This window comes from Novipirellula caenicola, assembly GCF_039545035.1.
Lineage (GTDB): Bacteria > Planctomycetota > Planctomycetia > Pirellulales > Pirellulaceae > Novipirellula > Novipirellula caenicola.
The window spans coordinates 215,066-232,685 of record NZ_BAABRO010000002.1 but is presented as its reverse complement, the minus strand read 5'-3'; the positions used below and the strand labels follow the sequence as shown (position 1 = coordinate 232,685).

At 54.0% G+C, this 17,620-nt stretch carries 4 protein-coding genes and 1 tRNA gene; 2 read left to right on the top strand and 3 right to left on the bottom strand.

The window, feature by feature from the left end:
- Positions 1 to 47: 47 nt before the first annotated feature.
- The gene (locus ABEA92_RS04930) at positions 48 to 365 is read right to left on the bottom strand and encodes a co-chaperone GroES (RefSeq protein ID WP_008699031.1); all 318 of its coding nucleotides are present in this window, start codon (positions 363 to 365) and stop codon (positions 48 to 50) included.
- An 819-nt stretch (positions 366 to 1,184) separates the two neighbouring features.
- Here ABEA92_RS04930 and ABEA92_RS04925 point away from each other — a divergent pair.
- Both ABEA92_RS04925 and ABEA92_RS04920 read left to right on the top strand, forming a co-directional pair.
- A tRNA-His gene (locus ABEA92_RS04925) sits at positions 1,185 to 1,258 on the top strand.
- Between the two features lie 643 nt (positions 1,259 to 1,901).
- Positions 1,902 to 2,552 carry an FUSC family protein gene (locus tag ABEA92_RS04920; protein WP_345682690.1) on the top strand — a complete coding sequence of 217 codons (651 nt, stop codon included), beginning with the start codon at positions 1,902 to 1,904 and terminating at the stop codon, positions 2,550 to 2,552.
- 204 nt (positions 2,553 to 2,756) lie between these two features.
- Here ABEA92_RS04920 and ABEA92_RS04915 read toward each other — a convergent pair whose 3' ends face one another.
- Together ABEA92_RS04915 and ABEA92_RS04910 are read right to left on the bottom strand one after the other, a co-directional pair.
- Positions 2,757 to 4,256 (bottom strand): hypothetical protein, encoded by a 1,500-nt coding sequence (locus tag ABEA92_RS04915; protein ID WP_345682689.1) that lies wholly within the window; start codon positions 4,254 to 4,256, stop codon positions 2,757 to 2,759.
- A gap of 123 nt (positions 4,257 to 4,379) precedes the next feature.
- Positions 4,380 to 16,745, bottom strand: a complete 12,366-nt coding sequence (locus ABEA92_RS04910; RefSeq protein WP_345682688.1) for a DUF1583 domain-containing protein — start codon at positions 16,743 to 16,745, stop codon at positions 4,380 to 4,382.
- Positions 16,746 to 17,620: the final 875 nt, after the last annotated feature.

The window sequence follows — 17,620 nt, the reverse complement described above, 5'->3', positions numbered from 1 at the left end:
TTTCGAGGGATTGTTTTGTTTTGCCGGTACTGTGTTTGACCGGAGAATTACTCGATGACAGCCAAGACGTCGTCTTCACGCATCAGCAGGTATTCGACGCCATCGACTTCGATGTTCTCGCCAGCGTAGCTGCTGAACAGAACCTTTTCGTTGGGCTTGAGTTGGCATGCAGCACGGGTTCCATCGTCGAGCAATTTGCCGTTGCCGACCGCCACGACGGTGCCGCGAGCTGGTTTTTCTTGAGCCGAATCAGGCAGCACGATGCCGCCAGCCGTCATCTGCTCGCTCTCTTCACGTTGGATCACGATACGTTCGCCGAGGGGTTGCAAGCGAATCTTCGAGTTCTTCTTGGTGGCAGTCGCCATCTCCGTGACACCTTTCGTCTATCAGGACAGAAATTTGAGTTGTTATTGAGGCACACCCTTGCCATGCGTCAAAACGAATCGATGCACAAATGGCAGGGAGCCACGACTTGGATCGCTTTGAGAGCAACCCGCGTGCCGATCGCTCTATTTTCGTCGCAAGTCGTTGGGGGTAAACAACTTATCTGCAAAGTGGCGTTGCTCCAGCAAAGTGCCAATTCCAGAATGGCAGCCCTTGCACGCCCCGCGTTTCTGTTCCACCCGGCAAAATCACAGCTCAGCAAGCCAATTTCGGGGCGTACGGTGATGAGGTGGCGTCAGATGAGAAGAGGCTCGCTTGCCGTGTTTGAAGGAAACCTAGACCGACGCGTTCGTTTTGATGATCGTGTTTTTCTCAACCCGACGCGTAAGTTTTGAAGCCCAGCCCAACGGGCTGGGGCAAAAAAATCGATGGATTGTAGGGCCAACGGCCCGGCCGTTTGCTGGGACTCAATGAGGGCGGCTAGTAAATGGCCGGTCCTTTGGCCCGAAGAACGTCTAAACACGCAACTTCAAAACTAACGCGTCGAGTTGTGATTGGTTTGAGCGACGGGAGTCGTGAATTTTTTGCTCTGCCGCTTTGGATCCCATTGTTGATGGCGAATTATTTGGTTTTCCGCCAATCGCCAGTTTGATTCGCACTGCCAGAAAGTTCACCTAATCCGCATAACTTGGTTGTTTTTGGTTTTTGAAGCGAACCATTTTCAGGAAACACGATTCCCTTTAATATCAGCCGTTGACGGTAAAGCGGCGGGAAAGTAAATTCCCGTGCATCGACAGACGGTGGGTGTAGCTCAGTTGGTTAGAGCGTTGGATTGTGGTTCCAAATGTCGGGGGTTCGAATCCCCTCACTCACCCTGTTTTTTCTTCTGCGGCCGCTGCCGGGACTTTCCAATGAGAGTTGCCGACAGCAGAATCTTCCGCCCGTTCACTTTACTCTTGAAGTGACCATCAAGTCCTTTTTCCGCAACGCTGTGAAGCATTTTCGGTTGTCGAATTCGTGCTGGTTTGCTGTGGCGGATGTCGTCGACGACTTGTTGATTGATTGAGCCGCGACGCGTAAGCGGCCGGGGCCCACTCGCTACCCATTACCTTACGGCCCACGGCTCACCGTCGCGATTTCCATTTGGATGAAATCAACAAGCCGTTGAGACGTTTGGACTTGGCGTAATCGGATTCGCGGCGGACCGCTAAGTAAGGGCGATGGGATCGGATCGACGGTTTCAAGCAACGCCTTTGTCGAATTGGTTTTTGTCGAACCGGCAATGTCACATCGTGTAGAATCGCAGCAGCCACATGAAAGGTGATCCTGCTTCTAGATTGGATCCGTGACTTGGTCGTATCGATCGATGACGACTTGAGAGAGAGCTCGCAGGCAAACCCAGCGAGCGTTTCGTTCGCTTTTCTAAAATCAAGGCTAGTCCAAACCTCTGTGGCAACCGCTTGACGATGAATCTGGTTCAAAATGCATTTGCTGACCTAAATTTACAGGGAAATCCGATGTCGCAGTCTAAGATCGCTTTAACGCTATTCGCATCGCTGGTACTCGCTGCATTTGTCGTGGCCTCTGAAGGTGATGAGCTTCGTGAAAATGCCCGAGCCATGCAGCGGGAGGCCGCGGAACTCGCTGAACGTGGACACCAAAAGGAGGCTGAAAACCTGGAACGCAAAGCGGCAGCAATGCTCGAAAAAATCAAGCATCGCGAACACCGACCGCCGAATCACCGTGATGCTGAGATCGTGGAAATGAAAGAGCGGCTGCAGATGCTACGCAGAGAACAGAGGGAACTTGAAGACGATGGCGGGAATGAAGAACGACTCGTCGAAGTTCGGCATCAAGCAGAGAGAATCCAGCGAGAGCTGCACGAGTTGTCGGATGGCTCCGAACGTGAACAACTTGGACCACACGCTGAGATGACTCGTCGCTTAGAACACATGCGGATCGCAGTCGAGCACTTGCGGCATGCTGGTCTGCATGACGTAGCCGAGCGTGTCGCTAAGAGGGCTGAGACCACGGAGCGGCAGTTGCACGACCAGCAACGCCATCACGAACGAGATCCAATCCACGAGATCATGAAGCAGCTTGACGAAATTCGCCATGAGATGGGGCGACTGCGTGACGAGATCAAGGAAAGCCGCAAGTCGCACTAGAGGCCACTTGCAGTGTAGCGGGACAGCGATCCGGCTTGTTGATCGATAGAGCCGCGACGCATCAGCGGCCGTGGCCCACTCGCCGCACCGCTACTAAAGTCGATGGCATTGGCCTTACGGGCTACGGCTCACCACTGCGATACTAGCAGAAAAGCGAGACGAGCCAACGCGGTTGGGATTCGCGTGATTCTAGCGACTCGGTCGTCACTGATCTGCGCCCCGAGTCTGCTCGTTGACAGCATCCGTCTCGCTTCCGTTGGGCCGAATCATTTCAAAGTACTTGCGGATGGTTTGGCGATGGCCGAGCGGGATCGATTCAGACTCCAAGACCGATTCACTGAGTGCTTCATATTCGTCGGCCTTTTCGCGATAGGCTCGCACAGCGGCCTGTTGCTGTTGATCACTTGCCTCGGTTTCGACGTCCACATCCCCCTGAGACGATTCTTGTCCTTTAAGATTCATTTGAGGTTGTGTTTTTAGCTTGGCGGTTTTGTCCCCAGGGTCATTTCCGCTAGCCGCTGAACCCGCCTTGTTGCCCCCCTTCTTGTTGCTCATCGCTTGGCTGCGGCATTCGCTCTCGCATTCCGATTTGCATTCACCCAGACATTGACACTGTTTTCGCAACAAGTCCGACAGTTTCTTTTTTTGTCCTTGCTTTCGTGCTTCGCTGGCGAGGCCTTTCATGCCGTCACTGAACTTGCCGCGGTTACCTTGGCTGAGCCCCTGGCTGATTTGAGTTGCGGCTTCTTGGATCGATTTCTTTTGATTACCATCGCCAGCGTCTTGGTTCAGTTTGTTCAGTTGCTCGGTGATGGCTTTTTCGGTTTTGCGATCGAGTTCGGGCATTTCGAGTTTCTCGAGTTCATCGGCGGCTTTCTCCATTTCGCCCTTGGACAGTGCTTGTCCCGCCATCGCCATCGCGTCGGACAACGAAAGTGCATCACCGACTTGTTGAAGTTCCTCCGCAGCGTGCGGATCATCCAGCTTTTGTTGCATCTCCTGCAGCGAGGCTTCCATTTCCGACAGCTTGGCCAGTGCCTCTTTGGGATCCATTCCCGGTTCTTTCAGTTGCTCGACCATCAGCTGAAGGTCCTTCAGTAGTTCATCCAGTTCAGGGTCCTGGCGTTCTTCTTGAAGCGACTTCAGTTCTTCGAGCCCATCCTCCACTCGCAATGCTTGTCGATCGACCACGTCGTTGCGAACTTCGGCCGCAGTGAGATCAGCGGGAGGCCCTGAAATGAACGCGAGTACGACCGCAGCAGCAGTGAGCGACAAAGCGATAGGCCATGCGCGTAGGCGTTGCGGCGGGACGACACGATCGGGCTGTACCGATTCGGCATGTGCTTCGGCGTCGGCGAGCTGTAAGCGTTGCAGCGCAGTGGGCTCCGTTGCCGCAGCTGTGTGATGAAACTGCAGTGCCGTTTCCGTACGGTCTTTTAAGTTGCACGCTTTGTCGATCGCGGTGGCCGCGCTACGCAGCGAACGAGCTGTAAGGTACGAGTAGGCGAACCCGATCAACGGGCCAGAAATGCTGAGGACTGCGATCCATCCCCAGCCGAATGCACCCTGAGTCAATAGCCGAGCGAGACCCACTAGGCACGCCATCCCACCGCTGATGAGCATCCCCGTCATCACACACTTCCCCATCCATTGCCGCTGTTGGCGATTTTGAACGGCTGCGATCTGCTGCTGTAATCGAGTCACGGATAAGTCCTTTGTAGAACGAGGAAACGTATTCCGACGCAAGTCTTAGCATATCGAGCCGACGCTCGGTCAACTAGAGATTTTCAGGAAATTGATCGTTGCAATTTGTCGCCAATCGTGCAGCTATTTGACATCTTCAACGGGCGACTTCTCGTGGATGGTTAGCTTTTCGAGCGTGATTTCGGACCGACCGACGCTGTCGGAACATTTGCTCTGGAAAAAAGTGCCCGAGATCGCTGTGTCACCCACGGCGAAGCTGGCTAACAAACGAAACGGGGCCGCTTCAGCCGGTGCGACCAAACAATGGATCTGGCCGCCCTCGCGAACCATCCTCAAACGTCCTGATTTGGACGCATTGCTGATCGTAACCGAATCGTAGGTATGGTTCTTTCCATCAGCCATGTAGCGCGCGATTTGAGCTCTGTAGACAAGTTGAGCGTCCTTGTTCAGCGACAGTTGGCAATCCACTCGCGTCTTTTCAGGATCGTCCATCGACAAAGACAACCCCGTGTTGATTCCCCAACCGTCTTGGTTCGGTGATATTTCGACGTCGCGATAATCGACGGTCACTTCCATATCTCCATGGACTTTCTTCCATCTTGCGATACCGGGCCAAGTTGGATAGCCGTCGGAATCTTGCTGTGTGATTCGAAGCCCGTCGTCACCAACGGCGAATTGGTTTGCCGAGCCTAAGACATTAATCCCTATTGATTTGAGTTTTTCGAGCGGTTGATCTAGTGACACATCCAATGTGGACGAAGGGGCATTTAGCGCGAATGGGCCTTCGGCTGGATAGGCCAACTCTTGTTCGTTGACGGTGGGGAGCGTCTTTGGCCATTCGCCTCGGTGAACCAGATTGCGGACGCGACACTCCGTTTTATTCGAGTAGCGAAACAGCGCAAATTGACGTTCATTGATGACCACTTCGACTGCGACCTTAGCGACGTCCACGTCATTGACCGAAATCGTCAACGCGTCGCCCTTCAGCGTCATTCGAATTTTGTTCCATGCTTTCTCCTTGAGCGGAACTTCTGTTGCCGATGCTGGCAGGGGGGATTCATTTCCAGGATTCAGATCTGAAGCTTCGTATTGCGCGTTGGTCAAACGATGAAGCCGAATACCGCTGGGGCTGATGAGGTACGCGTTGGGACCGAGCGCTGGGTGAACTTCAAACTTGTCCTTCTCGTACCAGGTTTCGAACTCGATGACGCCGTCTTCGAGCATCGGACGCTGGTACAACAACAAGCTCTCGAGATGTTCGACGGACGTATTTTCACGCAGTTGCCCCGTCAATTCATCGCCCACTCTTTTCCATGGCGCCTTGCCATCGCCGATCGTCGAGAAAAACTCGCCGTAAACATCGGCCCGCCAAGCCGCCCAACGCTCCATGTCAATCAAATTGATTTCGGATGGTATCTCGGGTGTGCCGATGATTCGCAGGTTGTTGACCGTCGAGTAGTTGGATGGATGGGATGATTGAAGGACTAACCAAGGTGCCGGCGGATGGTCAAATGTCTGTTCGTGAATTTGCACGCCGTTGGTCCAAGTCGTTACCTTGTTGCCGTCAACCTTGATGCGAGTTTCGGCGGTAGGATCCCAGGCAGGTAACGTAATTTTTTCACCTACCCTCTTTGAGTCATGCATGACCGTCGTGACTTGAGTCTTCGATAAATCGTGAAGAGGTTGGGCCGCGTGCATTCCATAAGCGATGGAGACTTCCCGATGTCCATAGGTGGAGTGTTCAGCCACGATTTCGAATTGACCTCGCAGCGGCGACTGAAAATACAATTGGCTCCATGCCGCTCCAGGAATGTGTTGCAAGGATCCTTTTGCCGCGATCCATGTCGAGGGGCGACAGCCTTGTGACTTCAGGTCCGGCTTGAAATACGGCACCTGCGTCCACTGAGACAACGGGCGGGCGATGGATTGAGTCACGCGTGACGGAGTGAGCCGCTCTGCGTTCTCAATGTCGCCAAATAACGCATGGACGTGTCTAGAGAAAATTTGGTCGTTAGAGCGTCGCTTCTCGTCGCGTTCGATCTTTCGCAGCTCACGGACGATGTCCGATGCCGTTGTGCGGGTGCTTTCATCCTGCGCCGCACGCCATGCGACGACAAATTCTGCGGCACGGTCGGCCGCCGACAACGATTGCGGAATGCCAGCGATCAGCGTTTTCCAAACTTCTGTCACGGCAGCCTTGGTTGCATCTTTGTCACCCGATTCGATTGCGATCAGAGCCTCGATCGCTTGGCGATTGCGAGATTGCAGATCGCTGTCGTCGTGAAGTTGTTCGATGATTGTCCTCAGGTCGTCAAGTTTACCGGTTGCCTTGGCCAGACGAACCAACTCAATCGCGGGACAGAGCACCGTATCAAATCGCGTCGTGGGCACGGAAGCATTCGCTTTTTGTGCTTGGTTGACGACCGCAGCCGAATCGGCCATTGGATTGTCGATCGCGTAGTACAATCGAAGATTGGAATGGCTCGCCGACGGCAGCACCCAGTCTCGTAAAACGCCAAACGCTTGGTCCGACGGCATGTCGCGAGTTGTGCGGACGATTTCCGCAGTTAATGGCTCAACCGTGGCGTCGTCGACGATGGTTGCGACGACTCGCACTTGTTCGTCCGTGGGGGGATTGGCGAGTGCAGTCAGGTGCTGGTGTACTTGATCACTCAGTTCGGTTGGCCAATCGCCGGTAAGTACCGCATTTCGGACCTTGCTCGATTGGTGCTTCGAGCGATAGATACCGAAGCGAGTGCTAAGTTCGGCATCGAGCGGTCGCTCAAAAACAACACTGCCATTGACACTGACAACGGCGGCGCCGTCTCGCAGCGTCAACTCAACCTGATTCCAATCACCAACCTTCAATGGCAATGGGGCAGTGCCACGCCGGCAGGATGCTTCGACGAGGGAGTTGTCTAATTCGACGCCATTGTAATCGTCGTCCCACTTGGGCGTGGCGATCCAGTGGGTCTCGACGCCATCCGGTTGCAGCATCAATGCGATGCGACCGATCGTGGGATGAGCCACTGATTTTTCCGGGGTATAGAAGAACTCGTACTGAACCGAATCGCCGTTCTGTAGCGGACGATGGTAATAGATCCAGCTTTGTTCAGCCGGATCACCGCTTGCTTCGCTTGCGTGACCCTCTAAGACGCCGTCTTGGACATTCCAATCGAAGGTGGACGGCTCTTGCTGCTGATAATAGGCCAACGCGCTATTCTCAGGTGTAGGATTCTCAGCCATCAAACGCTTGCGAGGCTGTGATTCACTAAACTTCGTGCAATCCCATCCGTCCATTCGATCGGCGCTGAACAAATCGACTTGACGGGGAATGACCGGAGATCCCTCAATGCGGATGTTGTGAAAGGAAACAACTCGCGTTCCTTCCGATGCCAGCGTCAGCCAAGGACTTGTTGTCCCGACGGCTTCCTCATAAACGAGGTATTTGTTCATGAAATACTTCGCTTGCCCGTCCTTGACTTGCACGGTCACTCGATTGACGCCAGCAGACGCTCGTTTCCTTCCACCCGAATGCGTAATCGAATCATGACCGCTTACGGATCGGATGGCGGTGTTGCTGCGATTCGACGACACGACAATGCCTCCGTAGCCCACCCCACCTTCGGCCGAGGGATCTCCAATGCAATCCATTGACACGGTAAAGTCTCCGGCCAACGGATAGTTGAAGTACAGCAGGTCATGGCTGCGGCCGCTGAGATTAGTGATTTGGCCTTCGTAGCCAGCCCACCAAGCTTTTTCGTTGGTGCCGGCGTCTTCGGATGACGTCACCAACCAATGTTCAAACGGGCGATCGAGCGGCAGATCCGATTGCTTTGTCGCCGCAGTCACGCGATTGGACCAATCGACGTTTGCCAACCTCGCGTAGGCAGTCTGTGAAGCATCCAACAACTGCTTGCGAAACGCCGGCAAGCGGTTCTCAAACAAGGGGGCGAACGATTCGGATGCTAAGCAGGCCTGATAGACAAGGTATTCAGCGGCAGCGTTTGGGCGTACTCTGGAAGTGCCGGACTTCAGACGCTCCTTCATTGACGACAGTAGTTTTTCGACGTTCTTATTGCCGAGCTCGACATCGTTCTGAGCGATCATCGTGAGCGTCTGAAGGAATTCCGCGTGCTCCGATTTCTTTTCCGCTAATACATCGACCTCGGATCGCAGTTGGTCGAGAGTGCCAGCGTCGCGGGCTGCGTTAACCAGTTCCGTGAAATTGCTTAACAAGACGGACGAGTTGGCGGGGGTTTTGCGTTCGGTTTGTTCGAGGAAGACCTTTGGGACTTCCGCGTGGTGGATGAGCTCGGCGGTAAATCGGATTGCCTCGCGTCCTGCGGTTGGCATTGTCCATTCGTGCCACGCGCTGTATCTCTGATCCGCCGAGCCTGATTTTAAGTGCTGGCTAACGATTGCTAAGGGAGTTGGTAATCTTGGCCGAGAATAGTTTGGTAATTCGAAATCAACCAGACGCCCCAATAGGTCGAGCGTTAGCTGTGGCATTCCCAGTTCGGCGGCTTGGCTAGTGATGGTGCCGAGGTCACGCATCTGTTGGTAAAGACCATGGTCGCCACTGAAACGGCTGTAGTAAGCCTGGCGTCCCATCAGCAGGCTTTCGAAATAGTCTTTGACCGATTGCTCGTCTCCGGTGGATGCAAGGTAGGTGTTGACCAATCTAGGGAGTTTCCCTTCACCGTCGAATTGACCACTTGAATTTGCCGTAGCTTGCTGGATGGATTGCTGCAGCGTTTGGTGAATGATGGGAAACGCGGCTGCTTTTAATTTTTCGTTTTCAAATGCCTTGAGTGCCGCGAGTAATGCGACGTGCTTGTCGGCGGACGCGGCGCCGGTGCTAACCTTTGCTGTCAAGTCATTCAAGAGCTGGATCGAATCATCAACGCGATCGTTTTGCGCTGCGGCAATCAACGTTTTCATGGCGATCGAGGGAATGGTTGACGCCGTTTCGCGTGTTCGTTGGTTCACCGCCTCGAGAAGTTCCGGCAGTCGATCGGAACCTTTGGCTGCCATCACAAGTTGAAACGCCAAACTGTCAATCTTCACGTCCATCAGATCGGTAACGGTGACATACATCAAGATTTCAGAGGGACGATTCGCAGGCATTACGAGCGCCTTCAACACGTCGTAGGTGTCTTCGACGGGATAGTCATTGCCGTTCCAGACCGAGACGATTTCTTTTAACGACGTGATCACTTCGGTTTCGATCGGGTCGGCATCGTTCGGCTCGGAGGACGAGGAGTGTACTATAAAGGATCCTCTCGAGTTGTCGGGGCTCTCTGCAACGGGATCGGCAACGGGGAAACCTCCTTTCAGCGATTCTGAAACCGCTCTACGAGAAAGTTCAGGCATGTCATTTTCCGCGGCCGATTTGGCGATCGTGACTGCCGTGCGGAATTGAGACAGCGTTAGCGGCGAAATCAATTTAGCGCTGTTCTGCGGTTTGGGGCGTGAGGATCGAGCCGCGGGATTGGCATCACCGGCTAGGCTTTGCGTGGGCAGTCCGGGGGGGAGTTGCATCGCGATGAAACCGATCCGGTGGAAGATCGATATCGACGCGAGCATCGACATGACGCCATTTTGCCGTCGAAAACTCGCCTTTGGATCTTTTGAACGAGTGGGCCGCTGTGTTGCAATCTCCAGCAGTTCCGCCCATCGTGCTTCGGCTTGTGCCTTGTTGCCCTGTTCGACTAGCACCCTTCCCCATTCGTATAGAATCGCCGACTGTTCTTTGATGCCGATCTGACGTCGTGCCGCCTTCAGTGCAACCTCCGCGAGCTGATGTCCAAGGTCCTGCAGTTCGTCGTGTTTGATGCAATCGCGGGCGACGATCCACACAGGAATCATCATCGCTGCTTCGCGCCGCTGCCGCGAATTGGGTCGACGTCCTTCGGCGATTTGTTCCAGAGGATTTTTCGATGCCATCTGCGTCAATTGACGTACCGCCTGAACCGCTTCGTCGTCTTCGCTGCTCAACTTCCACGCGGCTGAAGCGACAGCGATGGAAAGATCCAGCGGATATTGTTCCGCTAGCTGATCCAGCCGATCGGTAATCACACTGGAAACTTGCGACTCTTTTGACAGCGTGGTCAACAGTTCGACAAGCGAACTCTTCATCCGCTGGTTCGCCAAGTCCTTGGCGTCGGGAATCGACAGCATCAAATCAATTGCGGAGTGACTGGAATCACTCGATTCGGGATCCACTAATAACTGTGAAACCAATTCGTTTGCATTGGAGCCGTCCATCGATGCGACCGCTTTGCTCATGCCCTTTTCGAGCATTTCGACATGGTACTCGGCGGTGCGGCCGCTGTATTGTTTTGCCGATGCAAGTGCCTCGGGGTGATCAAGCAATTTGCGGTAAATTCGTATTGCGTCGACCGGAAACTTCATCTCTAGCATTTTGCCGGCAACCCACTTCTCATTCTCAAGCCGTTGGTAAGCAGCATAGCCTGGATCATAGTTTTGCAATCCCGAACCCTTCATCTGCTGTATCAGCAATTCTCGAGCCTCGTCTCTACGGCCTGCTTTGGCATAGCTGTCAACGAGCTTCACCACGGGTGAATACTGAATTTGGTTCATCGAGTTCTGCGACGGTGACGCAACGGCTTTCTCGAACAGCATCATCGCAGTCGGCTGAGTCTCTTCGAATCGGTTAAGTTCCTGTCCGATGATCCAGCAGGCTTCTGTGGTGATCGACTCCATTGCGGCTTCATCGCTGATCAACGCTTGCAGTCGAGCACGCGCGGCCTTTTTTCGGTCGGTGGAAAGTTCGATCAATGCCAACATCGCTCGGCCGCTCATCCACTGCGGCTGTTGTTTCGCCAATTCGTCGATGGATTTCTCTAGATCCGCCAACCGATCCGAGGATTTCAGTCCTGCAATCATTTTGTGAAAGAACACGTTGACTTCACCGTTACTGGAATAGGAGTTGATTTCGCTCAGCCCCACCCACGGATTGGACATCACATCGAGTTCGCTTGGCAAAACAAGTCGTTTGGCAAACCGGTAAAAGCGTTCGTTCTTCCAAATCGCTTCGTTGCGTACGTTTCTCACCAAGTTCTGGCGATACTGTGGAAAGGCGTCGAATGCCCGTTCCAGCAGCGCAATCGCCACATCGGCATTCTCGTCATCTTGTAGCAAGTTCGAGGCGATATTGGCGAGATAATACGGCTGTGAAATCGACTTGAAATTGATCTTGGTGATCGCCTTGACAAGATCGAGCTTGCGTTTCGCTTGCGTGAACACTCGCTCCACTTGATAGAGCTCCGAAGTCACCCAGTCGGGTTGCAGTTTCAACAGCTCGAGATACTGATCGCAAGCTTCGCTCATCTTGCCCGTTTGTTCGTAGTGTTTGGCAAGTTGCAATCGCAAGGTTGCAGAGTCGGGGTTGTGCTCAATCCCCTGTTGCAGCAACGTCACCGCCTCGGCCTTTTGACCGGCCACACCGTAAAACTCAATCAGCTGTTCGAGCAAACGGACTGAATCGGGAGACCGTTCGTACTGGACTTGCAGTCGCTCGATCAATGACTTCAATTCGCCGCTACGTTGCAGCAACTGCAACGCTTGAGTCCGCTGACTGCTATCGCTGGTGCGATATCGCAGCGGGTTGCGAGACGATCGCGAATTGACCGACAAAGGTGACGTCGTGCGGCGCAGCAGCATATGCGCCAGCTGGTTGGCTTGGTCCATCTTGCCCTGCCCTTGGTACAGCATCATCAACGACGCCAGCGAGGAGGTTTGGTTGCTGGACGTTCTTTCTACTCGAGCCAATACGGCGTCCGCCAACTCATTTAATCCGAGTCGTCGCATTCGATCGACGAGCGTCAATTGAATTTGAGAACTGAGCCGCAGACCGAATAGCCGTTCGGCGGCACTGCGGGCGCGATCGATGTCGCCAAGACGTTCTGCGAGGTGCAGTGCCATGAGCTCACGCCGCTGTAACACTTGTTGGTCTCGCGGCGTGATCGATTCGATCAGCGTCATCGCGTCTTCGAAATCGCCACGCGACTCGTACATTTGCGCCATGTTGAAGCGTATGTCCAAGTCATCTGGAAGTTGATTCACCACGCTTGCCATCAATTCAACCGCTTCGTCCTGCTCTTCCATCCACCACAGCACGGACGCCAAATAGAGTTGGTTGTAGAGCGTTTCGTCATCTCGATCGGCTTGGTCATTGCCGTTCGTGTTTTCCTGCGACTCGCCCATCGCAGATTTGGATGAGGTCGACAACCGTTTCCTCAGCGCGTCAACGAGATCGCTAGCCACGTCATTTCGTTGCAAGACCTCATGGGCTTGTTTTAACAATGTGATCGCGGATTGATCGATGTAGGTGCTTGCTGGCGGGAAGCTGATCGTCGATTGGGTCGCTTCTTTGCCGAAGTAAATCGTCATTCGAACCGGTTGCAGGCTAGATGTTTTCGAAGTCGATTTTCGCGTTTGTGCCGCCTCGACAAGCCGACGATGTTTGGCTTCGGCAACTGCCACATCCAATGCGGTTTCGATCACCGCCAGTACTTGCGCGTTCTCTTCTTCCGGTCCCAATCTACCCATCCATTGTTGGAGCGAATTCAAGGCAGACGGAAGAACCGAAGCCGAGACCTGGTTCTTGGCTTGACGAGATGAACCTCGAGTCGGCGGCTTCACCGGAGCTTCGGCGATTTGCTTCAGTGCCGCCTCCTTCCAGCGGCCAAGGTACTGCTCAAGTTCATTCAGTCGATCTTCCTTCAGTAGTAACGACATTGCTTCGGCGAGCTGCGTTGCCGATCCCGCCTTTTGCAAATGTTCGATCAGCAGTTGGTTCGCTTCATCCGTTTTGCCCGCCAAGCGAAGTTCGTCGGCCAATTGGGTCAAGAAACCTCCTTCACCGCGGAATACACCGGGCAGCATTGTGTAGCCGCCGCCAATCATCACATAGACTTGCCCATTTGCTCCATAGGCGACGTTCCCACCATAGATCGCCGCGAGATCGACTTGGTTGTCCTCGCGAGTGAGCGCTTCGTAGCACGTTCTTGCGAGTTCCAGATCGTCTTCGCTAAGTGGTTTCTTGTTGGCCGTTGCGGCTTGAGACGAAGATCGCCCGGATTGGGCTGGATCGACCTGCCGCGTGTTGAGCGAGGAGAGAAAGAATCGCTGTTCCTCGGCGCCGCCATCCTTCGCTAGTCGGCGGGCGATTTTGAATATCGTAGGGTAATCATTCTTCAATTGTGCAACGTAGAGCGAATCGTAGATGGCCTCGCGTGATGCATCATCTGCTTGGGCGCGTTCGTGCACTGTCGCCGCCAATGACGCAGTGGAACCTGAGTGTTGGTTAGTTGTGTGATCGTCGCTATTTACGGTCGCAGCGAAATTTGCGTCATCTTCGAATTTCAATAGCCATCCATACGCGGCCATGCGAGCAACGCCGTAGGCGTCGGGGCTCCACACCGGAGGCGTTGATCTCTGAGCGTAGTAGTAATTGTCGGCAATCAAACCGCACGAACGCTGTACTTGGTTTGACATGCTACGCATTGCCAACGGTGACTGTCGCTGCGGCGAGACGGTGGCAACGCCACGTAGATTGTCAGATTTTGCTTTAGCTCGAGCCTGTTTCAACTTGGCTTCCGCGGAACGGCCCAGCGAATCGTAGGGCAACGTCAGCGATAACAGTCGCTCTAACCGCAGCTTGGCTTCGTCGAATTTCTCGAGCGAAGCCCAGGCAACGGCTTCACGATACAACAATTCCCAATCGTCACGTTTCTGGGCAAGCAGCGGTTCGATGACGTTGATCACCGATTCGTAATTGCCCTGCGTCAGCAACGAATCCAGCGATTTCATTTGTCGTACGGGATCTTCTTCACGCTGGGTCAATTTAACGAAGATTTCCCTTGCCTCGTCGGTTTGGCCACTGGACATTAGCATGCCGGCCAACGGGAATTCCGTTTCGTGCCCGGGCGCGATCGCGACCAGTTGCCGCTGGTAACCAATCGCAGCGTCCAGATCAGCGCCGTCCTGGCACAGTTTCGCCAATTGGTTCAACAAGTTCGTGTCGCGGGTATCCTCACTCAGTAGACTTTCAAGTTCTTGCCGCGCGGCGCCGAAGTCGCCAGTCGTGTGCCAGGCCTGGGCCAGACAAATGGTCAGCTCTCGTCGTTTGTCCTCCGACCGACGATCACGTTCGAACCGCTCAATGAGTTTGTCGAACTGATTGAGGCGTTCGTACAGGGGAGCGAGCTTCATCGTCAGACCGACTTTGTCTTCGACCTCGTCCGTCTTTTCGAATGCGCGCCAGTAGACTTCGATCGCTTCATCGGTACGCAACTGATCCGCCAGCGCCGATGCCAATGCCGTGATCAAATGCGGCTCATTCGGATTGATACGCACCGCTTTCCGCAGTGCCTCTAAACCGTCCTCCGGTTTCCCGAGTCGAAAACAAGTCTGCGCATAGAATTCGTAGTTATCGGTATTGCCTGGGGCGGATAGGATCAGTTCTTCGGCCGCTTTGAGTGCCTCGTCGGCGCGACCGAGTTGTGTTTCTAAGCGTGAAACGTTCATCAGGTGATCGCCACGGGAACGCCGATCGATCTTAGCCAATTTGCGGCTGGTTTCGGCGGCGCGGCCATAGTCGCCCGAAGCCTCGGCGATTCGAGCCGCGACGGTGAATGCCGCGATCGACTTTGGATCCAGTCGAATCGCGTTGTCAATCGCAGCGGATGCATCGGACCATCGTCGATTTGATTCAAGGTACCTTGCCAATAGGTACCACTGGGCCGATGTCGCGTTCTCGTCCGCGCGGATTTGCTCGGCCAAGCGTTCAGCTTCGTCGTCAAGTCGCTGACTTGTTTGCAGGATATCAATCCGCTGTTGGATGACCGCGTCTCGTTCGTCATCGCTACTTACAAGTTGCTCGGCATTTTCTACATACGCCAGTGCTTCATCAAATTTGCCAGCACGGCTGTGGTAGTCAGCGGCACGCAGTTGCAAGCTAAAGTCCTTGGCAGCCTGCGTTACGGCCTCTGCGATTTCGATGACCGCTTTTTCGGGAAAACCGAAGCTGTTGTAGACTTCAGCTAAACGGGTCATGTTGATCGCGTTGCGGCGATCCCCTGCTGCGATTCCGGACCAGACGACGATCGCTTCGTCGGGCCGTTTTTGAACATGCAGGAATTCACCCAAGTACTCGCGGTATTGAGGATCCGCCGGAGCAAGTTCCACCGCCTTGCGATATAACTGCTCGGCCTGATCGAACATATTGTTTTGGCGATACAGGTCAGCGACCTGTGACACGGTCAGCGCGTCGTCCGGACGCGTTTGCAGAATTTGGTTCCAAATGCGAGCAGCCTCTTTGCGTCTTTGCTCTTCGGGTTGCTCTTTGTTTCGCAAGACGAGTTTGCCCCAATCTCGCAGGAAGTCTGCATTCCCCGGAACGACGGACACCAATTGTTCATATTGTTGGATTGCTTCCGGATAACGTTGATCATTGACGAGTTGATCAATAAAAGTCTTGCGAAGGTCGGTTCGCGAGGGAGCGAGTTTTAAGGCCTTTTCCATCCACTGTGACGCTTCGGGGACTCGGGCCGATGATGCTAAAAAGCGAGCTAGCCGAGACATCCCCTCGACATCTTCGGGATGACCTTCGAGCCAAGCTTGGTAATACTTTACCAGCCCATCCTGGTCGCCCGATCTCAGGAACACATCATCGATTCGGCGTCTGACGTCGCGATACAGCCAGCTTTCTGGGTTCAGATTCCCTAGCACCGATTCAAAACTTGCGATCCCGACATCTCGCTGACCGGCTTTGATTCTCAGTTCAGCGGCAGCCACCTGAAACATGACGCGGCGATAGTCGTCACGCACAAGGGTTGCCAATTTTTCATACCGCGGTAATGCAAGTTCCGGCTGACCCTCTTCGGCCAATGTGACTGCAATTTGTTCAAGCACCCGAGGGTCGTCGGGAAACAACGCTTCCAATCGTTGCCAAACATTTAACGCTTCATCCGTTCGCTGGGCCCGTTGATGCACGCGGCCGAGTTGTTGGTAGATCTCCAGTACGTCCGCCCGCGGCGGATTTCGCTCGATGCCTCGTTCAAACGATGCGATCGCTTCTTCGGATTGGCCAATTCGCAATTGCGATTGGCCGAGATAGTAGCTGGCCATCGCGTCGGTTGGCCGAAGTCGCTCTGCTTGGACAAACGCCTGCGCGGCTGCTGCGTCGTTGCCCCGCTGAGCTTCAAACAAGCCGAGCAACATCCACGCGGCGCCGTCATCGGCTGACTGCTGCGAGCGTTCTCGTAGTGAATCCAGGAATTCGTCGAGCGATCCGAACTCGACGTGGTGTCCATACACGCGGTCCAGTGCAGTGCCGCGACGAGGGTTTTTCTCCAAAATACTGAAGAACCTCTCCGCTGTCTTGATTTGCCGAGCTTCTTCCTCGCTCAGTTCATTGTCGTACGGCGTATCCGATTGAATCTGGGGAGCCGCATTCAATCTCGACTCACAAAACATCGACTCACAAACTATCGGGCCGCCGAGCAAGCCTGCCAGCACGACCAGGCAAACACGACCGACAAATGAACCGTTAACCTGTTTCACAGCGGGACCCCAAAGGAGATGTTTTCGTCGTTCACAAACCGCGATATCGACCTTGCCTTTTTAGTTCGCTTTGCATTGAAAACGACGCAAGCGATTGTTGTTCAGGGCCGATGGCGCTAACTGTTGTTGTACTGAAAATACCGCAGTGCAATGCCACAGGCTAGTGTCTGTTTCGAAATAACCCGTTCAAATGACTGAAGACCACTCCGCTGCCGATTTGTCATGTTTTGACTTTGTGTGAGCGACGTTTGTCATTGGGGGATTTGTCTCTGTTGATTTATTTTTCTGGCAATCTGCAACTTGCGGTCACGCCGTCAAATAGCGGCGTTTTTCACGTTATTTGCCGGGGTTCTGGTGTCCTCGTATGCGACAGCCAAGCGGTTGTCGGCGACTCGGTTGTCTGCATGAGATGTGTCAGTTGCCGTAACGCAACTCTTTGTTGCGAAACTGTTTGTGCATGTTTTTAGCAGGACAGACACGCTCCGAATGAAGCATTGCGGTCTGTGTTGCCGTTAAGCCCCATGGCGTCTGCGATTGGTTTTGGGGCGTTCGTTTGGCCCTCGAAGGCTTGTGCTTGCAAACCTATAGAGTCGTCGATTGCGGTGTGAAATGCGGCTGTCGAGTTTGTGGTTCGGGGAGTGTAAGAGCATGAAAGGTGCAAAATTTGAAAACATTCAAGTTTCGAACGTGTGCGAAGCTAGACAACGCGTTCGCACCAACGGATAATCCGGCTACCATTTTCGAACGAGTCATACGTTCGCGCCTGATAA